Source organism: Methylobacterium sp. WL103 (assembly GCF_008039885.1).
Taxonomy (GTDB): Bacteria; Pseudomonadota; Alphaproteobacteria; order Rhizobiales; family Beijerinckiaceae; genus Methylobacterium; species Methylobacterium cerastii.
Genome location: NZ_VRUX01000117.1, coordinates 1 through 9,937, shown reverse-complemented (window position 1 = coordinate 9,937; position 9,937 = coordinate 1). Strand labels below are relative to the sequence as shown.

Annotated in this window: 11 protein-coding genes and 1 pseudogene; 3 read left to right on the top strand and 9 right to left on the bottom strand. The window is 70.2% G+C overall.

From position 1 onward, the window contains the following. Together FV222_RS09915 and lgt are read right to left on the bottom strand one after the other, a co-directional pair. On the bottom strand, positions 1-927 hold a 927-nt coding region (locus FV222_RS09915), incomplete at its 3' end, for an SAM-dependent methyltransferase (protein ID WP_147814078.1). Further along, positions 924-1,829 (bottom strand): prolipoprotein diacylglyceryl transferase, encoded by a 906-nt coding sequence (gene lgt / locus FV222_RS09910; RefSeq protein WP_147764228.1) that lies wholly within the window; start codon positions 1,827-1,829, stop codon positions 924-926. The genes FV222_RS09915 and lgt, both read right to left, overlap by 4 nt. Before the next feature lie 172 nt (positions 1,830-2,001). Here lgt and FV222_RS09905 point away from each other — a divergent pair, with 172 nt between their 5' ends. Both FV222_RS09905 and FV222_RS09900 read left to right on the top strand, forming a co-directional pair. Beyond that, on the top strand, positions 2,002-2,235 hold the full coding sequence (locus FV222_RS09905) for a type II toxin-antitoxin system Phd/YefM family antitoxin (protein WP_147764227.1): 234 nt from the start codon (positions 2,002-2,004) through the stop codon (positions 2,233-2,235). Beyond that, a complete protein-coding gene (locus FV222_RS09900) occupies positions 2,232-2,618 on the top strand; it encodes a type II toxin-antitoxin system VapC family toxin (protein WP_147764226.1) in 387 nt (128 codons plus the stop codon). Before FV222_RS09905 ends, FV222_RS09900 begins: the two co-directional genes overlap by 4 nt. Positions 2,619-2,639: 21 nt before the next feature. On the opposite strand, the gene FV222_RS09895 is transcribed toward FV222_RS09900, so the two are convergent. The 5 genes from FV222_RS09895 to FV222_RS09875 all read right to left on the bottom strand — a co-directional run bounded on the left by FV222_RS09895 (position 2,640) and on the right by FV222_RS09875 (position 6,563). Beyond that, positions 2,640-3,635: a catalase family peroxidase gene (locus tag FV222_RS09895; RefSeq protein WP_147764225.1), complete on the bottom strand. Its 996-nt coding sequence runs from the start codon at positions 3,633-3,635 to the stop codon at positions 2,640-2,642. 114 nt (positions 3,636-3,749) lie between these two features. Then, positions 3,750-4,679, bottom strand: coding sequence for a VOC family protein (locus tag FV222_RS09890; protein ID WP_147764224.1), 930 nt, complete (start codon positions 4,677-4,679; stop codon positions 3,750-3,752). Next, the gene (locus tag FV222_RS09885) at positions 4,676-5,578 is read right to left on the bottom strand and encodes an SMP-30/gluconolactonase/LRE family protein (protein ID WP_147764223.1); all 903 of its coding nucleotides are present in this window, start codon (positions 5,576-5,578) and stop codon (positions 4,676-4,678) included. The genes FV222_RS09890 and FV222_RS09885 overlap by 4 nt, the downstream gene beginning before the upstream one ends. An 11-nt stretch (positions 5,579-5,589) precedes the next feature. Further along, the gene (locus tag FV222_RS09880) at positions 5,590-6,051 is read right to left on the bottom strand and encodes a cupin domain-containing protein (protein ID WP_147814076.1); all 462 of its coding nucleotides are present in this window, start codon (positions 6,049-6,051) and stop codon (positions 5,590-5,592) included. A gap of 38 nt (positions 6,052-6,089) precedes the next feature. Further along, entirely contained in the window at positions 6,090-6,563 is a 474-nt protein-coding gene (locus FV222_RS09875; protein ID WP_246685397.1) for a DoxX family protein, read from the bottom strand. 242 nt (positions 6,564-6,805) lie between these two features. Here FV222_RS09875 and FV222_RS09870 point away from each other — a divergent pair, with 242 nt between their 5' ends. Beyond that, the gene (locus tag FV222_RS09870; RefSeq protein ID WP_147764221.1) at positions 6,806-8,374 is read left to right on the top strand and encodes a GMC family oxidoreductase; all 1,569 of its coding nucleotides are present in this window, start codon (positions 6,806-6,808) and stop codon (positions 8,372-8,374) included. A gap of 62 nt (positions 8,375-8,436) precedes the next feature. On the opposite strand, the gene FV222_RS09865 is transcribed toward FV222_RS09870, so the two are convergent. Together FV222_RS09865 and FV222_RS09860 are read right to left on the bottom strand one after the other, a co-directional pair. Next, positions 8,437-9,294, bottom strand: a complete 858-nt coding sequence (locus FV222_RS09865; protein WP_147814080.1) for a carotenoid 1,2-hydratase — start codon at positions 9,292-9,294, stop codon at positions 8,437-8,439. Beyond that, positions 9,291-9,937 (bottom strand): annotated as a pseudogene (locus FV222_RS09860) (CrtD protein); the annotation flags it as partial. The gene FV222_RS09865 and the pseudogene FV222_RS09860, both read right to left, overlap by 4 nt.

The window sequence follows — 9,937 nt, the reverse complement described above, 5'->3', positions numbered from 1 at the left end:
CGCCGTCAACCGCGCCGCGCGGGCGGGCAGGCCTAGGGAGTCGAGGAAGTCGCGCTGGTCGACCGGGCCGTGGATCGCGGCGCCCGCCTCCGAGGCCGCGCGTGCCAGCGCCGGGAAGTCGACGTGGACCGTGAGGTCGGCCTCGCCCGGCGCGTCGAGCGGCCCGACGAAGCGATGCGCCGCCACCGCCTGCAGCGTATCGCCGAAGCCCGGCCGGGCATGACCGTAATCGATCACCAGAACGGCACCGCCCTGGTCGCGGACGCGTCGCGCCAGGGCACGGGTCAGGTCGAGCGCGAGCGCGGGCAGGGTCATCACGGCGCCCTCAACTGCGACGGCGCCGATCGCGGGGTTCGGGTCCGGTGCGAGCCCGAAGGCGAGCGCACCGTCCGAGACGCCGACCAGCCGCTCGCACCACCCGCGGGCGGTGCGCACGAACTGGCGCACGGGCAGGCAGTCGAAGAACTCGTTGGCGACCACGATGGCCGGGCCGTGCGGCACCGCGGCGACGTCGGCATGCCAGGTCGGCGCGGCGGCCGCGAGCGCCGCCGTCTGCGCCGTCTGCAAGACCGGGCTGGTCTCGACGAGATGGAGGTCGATCGCGGCCGTCGGCGCCACGGTGCGCAGCGCCCGCAGCGCGTCGGCCATCAATGTGCCGCGCCCGGGGCCGAGCTCGACCAGGCGCAGCGGGGCCGGCGTCCCCATCGCAGCCCAGACCGAGGCGATCCAGATCCCGATCAGCTCGCCGAACATCTGGCTGATCTCGGGGGCGGTGGTGAAGTCGCCGCGCGGGCCCAAGGGGTCGCGGGTGTAGTAGTACCCGTGCACCGGATGCCCAAGGCAAAGCGCCATGTAGCGGTCGATCCCGATCGGGCCGGTCTCGCGGACTAGCGTGGCGATCTCGGCGCCGAGCGGCGTAGCGCTCAAGGCCGCACCGAACCGTCCGGTGCCGGCGCCATGGGAACCGGGGAGGCCTCGGCCGGGTGTCGTGGTCGCGTCACGCCGCGGGCGGCGAGCCCGATGAAGACGAGCCCGACGAGGGCCATCGGGACGCAGAGCAGCATGCCCATGGTCACGCCGCCGCCCAGCGGCCCGAGATGGGCGCCGAACAGGTAGCCGAGTTGGCGGTCCGGCTCACGGAACAGCTCGCACACGGTCCGGGTGACGGCGTAGCCGAGGACGAAGATGCCGCCGAGAAGGCCCGGCTTCCGGAAGCCGAAGCGGTTCACCGCCAGCGCCATCACAATGAACAGCAGCAACCCCTCGGTCGCGGCCTCGTAGAGCTGGCTCGGGTGGCGCGGCAGCGGGCCGCCGGTGGGGAAGACGACGGCGTAGGCGAAGTCGGGCGCGACCCGGCCCCACAGCTCGCCGTTCACGAAGTTGGCGATGCGGCCGAAAAACAGCCCGATCGGCACCACCACGGCGGCGAGGTCGAGCGGCGTGTAGCCACCGAGCTTGCGCGAGCGCGCGAACAGCAGCATCGCCAGCACCGCCCCGAGGAAGCCGCCGTGGAACGACATGCCGCCATTGCGGATCGCCAGGATCTCCATCGGATCGTCGAGGTACATCGGCAGATTGTAGAACAGCACGTAGCCGATCCGCCCGCCGAGGACGACGCCGAGCGCCACCCAGACGATCATGTCGTCGATGTCCACGGTGGTCGGACGGCGCACCACGCCCCAGTAGCGCTCGGCCATCACGAGGCGGCGCGCATAGAACCACCCGCCGATCAGCCCGGCGATGTAGGCCAGGGCGTACCACTTGATGGTGATCGGCCCGATCGCGACGGCGACCGGGTCGATGGCCGGAAAGGGCAGGGCGAAAAGCATCGGGGCCTCCCGTGGAAACGGCGGCATTGGACGCGGGGGCTGGGGGGCGTCAAGCCCGGGGTGTCGGTCCTGGGTTCGGCTCGCGACTCGATATCAGACGGGCGACGTCCATGCGCCTTGAAAGGTTAGTCGAGTTAGCTAAGATCGCGACGTTTCGCGATGAGAGTTCGCCATGCAGGTCACCGTTCACGCAGCGAAGACTCAGCTGTCCAAGCTGATCGAGGCGGCTTTGCGTGGCGAGGAGGTCATCATCGCCCGCGGAAGCGAGCCCGTCGTACAACTGGTCGCCATCCCGAAGACCACCTTCAAGATCGGGCTCTTGGAAGGTCAGGTCGCAGGTTCGGGTCCCGATTTCTTCGAACCAATGAACGCCGAGGAACTCGCCCTGTGGGAGGGTGAGCGTTGAGCGCAAGTCTCCTTCTGGACACGCATACCTGGGCTTGGTCGCTGACGAACGATCGTCGCCTCTCGCAGGTGGCACGGCAGAGCATATCTGCCGCTACGACCGTTTATGTGAGTCCGATCACGTTCTTCGAGATCGGTCAGAAGGTCCGCCTCGGCAAATGGCCAGACATGGCCCCCTTCGCCGACAGCCTCGTTGACCTCCTACTGAGGCAGGGCGGAAGATCTGCGTCGCTGACCAGTGATATCTGCCTGATGGCCGGCAGCATGGATTGGCCGCATCGCGATCCGTTCGACCGTCTCCTGGCGGCAACGGCTTTGATCCACGCGATGCCGCTGGTCTCGGCCGATGCCGTCTTCGACGGCCGCGTCACCCGCATCTGGTGAAACGGGCGATGCGCCGAGCCTCTACTGCGAGCGCCGCCCGAATGAGACCGCGTAGGCCTGGACCCGCGCGTCGATCAACGGGTCGTCCGACACCTCGACCCCGTCGGTGAGGGCGTTCGGAAGATACAGCAGCGCCTTCTCAGCGCTCGCGCTGTCGGCGACGGGCTTGGTCAGCGTCAGGGTGCCCATGTCGACCAACCGGCGCTCCTCGGGCCAGGGCTTGGTCGCGTCGTCGGTCCGGTCGCCGGCCTCGGCGAGCTGGGCTAGCACCTTGTAGGCGACCGGTGCCGTGCCGAGCCGCGTGCGGATCTCGGACATCAGGTAGTCCGGCGCCTGCTTGGCGCCCTCCTCGGCCGCGAGCAGCTCCTCGCCCTCCACCGGCACGATACGGTAGCGGAAGGCCTGCCGCTTGCCGGCCGCGTCGACGAGGACGAAGGCGTTGACGCCGTTATAGGTCTGACGCGCCAGGCTCGTCGGCGTCCTGGCGGTGGCGCCGGCCTTGCCGGCGGCCGGATGGCTCGCAACGAAGGCCTCGGCCGGCGTCGGCGTCCCGGCATCCTTCCCGCTCTTGGCGATCGCGACGAGCAGGTCGCGGAACTCCTCGCCGGTGGCGACCGGGAAGTATTTCAGGCTGTTGGTGACGACGTCCATCTCGCTGCCGTCGGCCAGCTTGAACTTCAGCGAGAGCCCGTGCGGGTTGGCGTCGGCCGAGCCGTCGGGGATGGTCGGGATGCCGGTCGCGTCCGAGAACCGCCCGGTGACCGGAACAGCGGGGCCGGAGAAAACCGAGGCCTTGCTGAGCCTGGCCGCCTCTGTGCTCGGGGTAAAGCTGCCCTCGACGACCGTGCCCTTGGCGTGGTTCGCCCGCATGCCGGGATGCTGCCCCCACAGTTTGTTCATCGCGTCGACGGTCTGCTCGGCGGTGGTGGCCTCTTCGGCGGATGTCGGTGCGACGGCCAAGCCGGCGAGCACGACGCCGCCGATCACGACGTGGCGGAGGAGCGGGAAACGGGTCATGCGGGTCTCCGGGCCGAGGCGGCCGCCACCTGGGACAGGGCCGGCGGAGCACGGCACATGCCACGATCTGGAGTTGCAGTGAAGAACCCGATTGCGCACAACGGACGAGGGTGGTTACCGGTCCGACGCGCCGCCCGCGCTGCCGACGACCCGGAGCCCGTGCCCGTCCGGACCCTCGGCGTAGGCACTGCGGCCGTCGGCCGACAGGCGGACCCGGTAGCCCGCCCGCCGGATCGCTTCCGTGGTGGCGGTGACGTCGTCGGCTTCGAACACGAGCCGCGTCGTCGCCGGGTCGCGCGGGCCGTAGGGGGCCGGCGTCGGCCGCTTCGTGTCGGGCCGACGGTAATGCAGGAGTTCCAGGTGCGGCGTGACGCAGACCGGCGGTTCGAGGCCGACGACATCGACAACGGGATCGGGAACACCGTCGAGGCGCGCCTGGGTCTCGCCCGCGTTCAGCCCGCGCCCGGCCACGCGTAACCCGAGCAGGTCGGCATAGAAGCCCAACGCGCGATCGAGGTTCGTCACGGTGATCGCCGAATGGTCGATGCCGAGGAACAGGCCCGGCGCCGTCCGCCATCGCTCCGCGGCCGGGCCGCCGGGGAAGGCAATCAGTTCGAGGGGATGCCCGTCCGGGTCGCGGAACTTGTAGGCGGTAACGCCGCCCGAGCTCTCGGGCAGCACCTGCGGCCCGCCGTGGCTGATGGACTGCGGCGACAGTCGCAGGAGTTGCGCGTGGGCGGCCTCCATCGCACGCACGGGGATCGCGAGATGCTGGAACACCGGATCGTTCGCGAGCGGCACATCCGGGTAAGGCGCACCCGGCGGGTCGAAGGCCAGGAACGCCACGAACTGTGCGCCGAGCCGCATCGTCAGGCGCGCGGCCACGGCGCCGTCTGAGCCGTAAGCGTCGGCGATTGCCGCCGGCAGCGGCTCGATCGACCCGACCTGCGCAAACCCGAGCCCGTCGCGGTAGAACGCTTCCGTCCGCGCAAGGTCCGCAACGGTGCGCTCAAAGCCGGTGATCCCTCGGATGCCCGCGCTCACAGGAGGCGCGCCCCGCGCCGGTTGGTGTAGATCGCATACAGCGTGTGCGAGGCGCAGAGGAACAGGCGGCTGCGGTTGCGCCCGCCGAAGGCGAGGTTCGAGACCGTCGCCGGCACCAGGATCTTGCCGACACGCTCGCCGTGCGGATCGATGCAATGCACGCCGTCGCCGGCGCTCGACCAGAGGAAGCCGTCCTCGTCGAGGCGGAAGCCGTCGGCGAAGCCCGGCTCGACCGTGTGGAAGAGGCTGCCGCCCGAGAGCGACCCGTCCTGCACGACGTCGAAGACGCGGATGAACCGCTTCGGGTCGTCGGCGAATTGCAGCCCGCTCTCGGCGACGTATAGCTTGGTCTCGTCGGGCGAGAAGGCGAGGCCGTTCGGCCCGTCGAAGTCGTCGGCGACGACGTCGAGCGAGCCGTCGCGCGGGTCGAAGCGGTAGAGTGCGGCGGGAAGCTCCGCCTCCTGCTTGCCGCCCTCGTAGTCGGTCTGGATGCCGTAGGGCGGGTCGCTGAACCAGATCGTCCCGTCGGACTTGCAGACGATGTCGTTCGGCGAGTTCAGCCGGCGCCCCCGATAGCGCTCGACCAAGACGGAGATCGTGCCGTCGTGTTCGGTGCGGGTGATCCGGCGGTCGCGGTGCGAGCACGAGAGCAGGCGCCCCTCGCGGTCGCGGGCGTGCCCGTTCTCGAAGCCGGTGCCCGAACGGTACACCGACACGCCGCCGGATTCGCTCCAGCGCATCACCCGGTCGTTGGGCAGGTCCGAGAACAGCAGCTCGTCGCGGTCGCCGAACCAGACCGGCCCCTCGCACCAGCGGAAGCCTTCGGCGAGCGTCTCCAGCGGCGCGTTCGGCAGCACGAAGGCCTTGAACCGCGGCTGCGTGACCTCGAAACCATCCATCGCCGCCAAACCTACTTGAAGCGTCCGGGCTGGTTCACGGTCGGCGTCACGTCGAGGCCGGTGACGATCATCGTGCACGGCTCGGTCCCGACCGTGCCGGAAAGGTGGCCCTTCCGTCCGTCGCGCGCCCTGGTGTTCTGGTCCTCGCCCATCATCAGCTCGCCCGGCCCCATCTCGACGCGGGTGCCGTCCATGGTCTCGACGAACCAGCGACCCGACAGGATCGCGATCCATTGCGGCCGCGGGTTCTCGTGCCACTGCCCGACCCAGCCGACCGGCAGCACCGTGAAGGTGACGTTGGCCTTCGACGGCTCCTGCTTGTCGTTCCATTGCGGCGCGGTCTGCGGGTCGATGCCTTCGAACGTGAAGTCCGAAAGCGCGAAGCGCTCCTGCCGGCTGACACCCTCGGCGTCGGTGTAGACGTGCCAGTAGGGCGTCGTGGGCGGCGGACCGCCGTTCTGTTGATCGGCCATGTCGGTTTCCCTATCGGAGTGTACAAGCGCGCGGGTCGTCAACGGTCGGCGGCGGACACGGCCGGGGCGGCCTGCGGACCGCTCGAGAGCGGGTGGGCGACCACCTGCGAGGCTGGCGCATAGGCGCCGCCGACCACCACCAGCAGAAGCCCGCCCACGAGTCCGAAGTTCTTGAAGAAGTTCCAGACATGGGCGCGGCCCTCGCCGTCCCTCGACCAGAAGCCCGGGAAGCGCCAGAACGGGTGGTACATCAGCGCGGTGACCGCACAGAAGCCGGCGAGCACGAAGGCCGCCGCGCGGTCGAAAACGCCGACGACGATCAGCACCGGCGTCACCGCCTCGACGAGGATGCCGAGCACGAGCAGCAGCGCCGGGAAGGGCAGGGGGCCTGAGCGTGCCTGCTCCATCGCCTCGTCCCAGTGCGCGACCTTGTCGTAGGCGCTGAGCGGAAACATGAAGACGAGGCAGACCTTCGCCAGCAGCGGCAAAGCCACGAGATCGAACCACGTCATCGGGCGCCTGGGGTGACGGGCATTGAGGGATCCAAGCAGGGAGACGGGAGGGGCGGCATCGGGTTTCGTGGGGCCAACGCCGCTCGCCCGCCGCAGTTGCCCGGCCGGATGCGCGAGGCGGGCCCGTTTGCTGCATCGCAGCGCGCACGATGCCGTGACCGGCCGACCCGGAACGCCGCCTGCCCTGTGCCGTTGGCCGGCGAACGCGTTCTCTCGAGCATACCGCAGTGCGAGGCCGACCGATGCGAGAAGACCATTACGACGTCATCGTGATCGGCTCGGGCCCCGGCGGCGGCTCCCTGACGTCGCGGCTGGCGAAGACCGGCAAGCGCATCCTGCTGCTGGAGCGCGGCGACTACCTTCCGCGCTCGCAGGACAACTGGTCGTCCAAGACCGTCTTCGTCGACGGCGCCTACCAGGCGAAGGAGACCTGGTACGGCGGCGACGGGCGCACCTTCAGCCCGGCGCTGCACTACTATGTCGGCGGCAACTCGAAGGTCTACGGCGCGGCCCTGTTCCGGATGCGCGAGCGCGACTTCGGCGAGGTCCGCCACGTGGACGGCCTCTCGCCGGCCTGGCCGGTCTCCTACGCAGAATTCGAACCGTACTACGCGCAGGCCGAGGCGCTGTTCGCGGTGCACGGCCAGCGCGGCGAGGACCCGAACGAGCCGTGGTCGAGCGCCCCCTACGACCACCCCCCCGTCAGCCACGAGCCGCGCATCCAGAAGCTCTCGGACGATTGGGGCAAGCTCGGCCTCAACCCGTTCCACTTGCCCCTCGGGATCAAGCTCGACGAGCGCGACGGCAAGCCGACCCCGACGAGCATCTGCATCCGCTGCGACGCCTTCGACGGGTTCCCGTGCCTGCTCAACGGCAAGGCCGACGCGCAGGTGATGACCGTCGACCCGACGCTGGCCCGGCACGACAACGTCACCCTGCTCGTCAACGCCTACGTCTCGACGCTCGAGACCGACCCGTCCGGCCGCACGGTGAGCGCGGTCAACGTCACCCGCGAGGGGAGGGCGGAGCGCTACTCGGCGGACGTGGTCGTGGTCGCCTGCGGCGCGCTCTCCTCGGCGCTGCTGCTGCTGCGCTCGGCCAATTCGGCCCATCCGAACGGGCTCGCCAACGGGTCGGACCACGTCGGGCGCAACTACATGCGCCACACCATGTCGGTGCTGATGGCGCTCTCGAAGGAGGTCAACGACACCGTCTTCCAGAAGACGCTCGCGGTCTCGGACTTCTACTTCGAGTCGAAGGACTGGGAGTTCCCGATGGGGCTGATCCAGATGTGCGCCAAGACGCATCCGGAACAGATCCGCGGCGAAGAGTTCCCGAAATGGACCGGCTTCCTGCCCGACGCCCCGTTCGACATGGTGGCTCGCCACTCCATGGATTTCTGGCTGCAGAGCGAGGACCTGCCGCACCCCGACAACCGGGTGATGCTCGGCCATGACGGCCGCGTCATCCTCGACGTGCGCGAGACCAACCGCAAGGCGCACGACCGCCTGCGCGGCAAGCTCGAGGACCTGCTCCGGCCCGGCGGCCTCTACACCTACCTGTTCGAGCGCTCGCTCTACCTCGGCAAGGACATCCCCTTAAGCGGTACCGCGCACCAGGCCGGCACGCTGCGCTTCGGCACCGACCCGAAGGCGTCGGTGCTCGACCTGAATTGCAAGGCGCACGAGCTCGACAACCTCTACGTCACCGACGCGAGCTTCTTCCCGTCGATCGGCGCGGTGAACCCGACGTTGACGATCATCGCCAACGCGCTGCGCGTCGCCGACCACATCGCCGAGCGGCTGGGGTGACCCGCTACTCTCAACCCGCTCCGGCGCGGCGGGCGCGGCGCTAAACCGACGGCACCAAGCCGTCACGCCCGCCGTGGCATCCGGAACGGCAGCATCAGCCGCACCAGCGGGTTGCGGAATCGGTCGAGCGACAGGCTCTCGTGGACGGGGCGCACCGCCTCGCCAGCAAGGCGCGCCGAGAGCAGCGAACGGGAATAGAACGGCGTGTCTTCGAAGGTCCGCACCAACTCGGCCCGCCCGTCGTCGCTGCGGGTCTCCCGCGGCACGCGCCAGAACCGCGTCGCGGGCAGGGCGGCGGCGAGTGGCGGGCGGATGTCGCGGCGGGTGCCGTCGCGGTCGAAGCGGAGCGAGAGGTTCTGGCCCGAGCCATCGCGGCGGCGGACGTCGTAGAGGATTGCCGCGCCGTCGCTGAGGTCGGCCCGGCACCAGGTCCAGCTCGTGAAGGCGTCGGCCAGCGGCGTGTCGCCGTGGTTGGTGTCGAAGTAGGCGGTGCCGGACCAGCGCATCGCGGGCGCATCGAGGGCGACCTCGACGGGCGAGGACGGCGCCATCGGCCACCAGCGATGCGCGCCGTGCGCGTCGAGGGTGAAGGGGCCAGGCGTAATCCCGGCGGGATAGAGCTTGACCGTGCCGCGCACCCGGGAGGGGATCGGCGCCGTGGTCTCGTCGAGGGTGATGGTCAGCGCCGTGCCGTCCCAGGCCATGCCGCTCGGACCGATGCGGATGCTGTTCGCGTCGCGCGACAGGGACTTGCTGCCGCGCTCAGTCATGCAGAAGCGGTTCTCGCGCGCGCCGTAGAGGACGACGTTGACGGCGCAGTGCTCGAACGGGTTCCGCGTGGCGTCCCAGGCGTAGTACGGCGAGAACACGCTGCCGATGAAGGCGATGATGGTCAGCCCCTGGCTGCCGTCCGCGCTCAGGGCGTCGACGTACCACCAGACGTAGCCGTCGCGGGCGACCGGCGTGTCGAAACGGGGCGCGCCGCCCGCCTGTCCGCCAGCAGCGTGTCCGCCGCGATCCGCCCCGACTGCGCTGCCATCGGCACCCCCGGCCCCGGGTGCACGCTGCCCCCCGCCAAGTACAGGCCCGGGAGCCGCGTCCGTGCGCCCATCCGCTTGAACGTCGCGCTCCAGCCGTGCGAGGCCCGGCCGTAGAGCGCGCCCCCCGTCGCCGGGAACAGCGTCGCGAAGCCGGCCGGCGTGGTGGTCGCCGTCTCGGCCGCCGCGATCGTCAGGCCGCACACCGCCAGCCGTGCCCGCATCGTCGTCTCGCATGCGTCGATCTCCGGTTTCGTGAAGCGCCGCTCGCCCACGGCCGGCGCGTTGACGAGGCAGAGCAGGCGCTCCGGCCCGTCCGGCGCCGCGTCGCCGACCCTGTCCTGCGCGCAGACGTAGGTGGTCGGGTCCGCCGGCAGCCGCCCGCGGCGGATCGCGTCGAACTCCGCCCGGTAGTCGTTCGAGAAGAATACGGTGTGGTGCGCCAGCGGGAAGCCCACGGTGCGGGCGTTCAGGCAGAAGGTCACCGCCGAGAGCGAGCGCTCGGCCGGGGGCACCGGGTCGGCGG

Excerpts from the sequence above, each read along its gene's own strand:
- lgt (WP_147764228.1), bottom strand. The coding sequence starts at position 1,829 with ATGCTTTTCGCCCTGCCCTTTCCGGCCATCGACCCGGTCGCCGTCGCG.
- FV222_RS09905 (WP_147764227.1), top strand. The coding sequence starts at position 2,002 with ATGCAGGTCACCGTTCACGCAGCGAAGACTCAGCTGTCCAAGCTGATC.
- FV222_RS09895 (WP_147764225.1), bottom strand. The coding sequence starts at position 3,635 with ATGACCCGTTTCCCGCTCCTCCGCCACGTCGTGATCGGCGGCGTCGTG.
- FV222_RS09885 (WP_147764223.1), bottom strand. The coding sequence starts at position 5,578 with ATGGATGGTTTCGAGGTCACGCAGCCGCGGTTCAAGGCCTTCGTGCTG.
- FV222_RS09880 (WP_147814076.1), bottom strand. The coding sequence starts at position 6,051 with ATGGCCGATCAACAGAACGGCGGTCCGCCGCCCACGACGCCCTACTGG.
- FV222_RS09875 (WP_246685397.1), bottom strand. The coding sequence starts at position 6,563 with ATGACGTGGTTCGATCTCGTGGCTTTGCCGCTGCTGGCGAAGGTCTGC.
- FV222_RS09870 (WP_147764221.1), top strand. The coding sequence starts at position 6,806 with ATGCGAGAAGACCATTACGACGTCATCGTGATCGGCTCGGGCCCCGGC.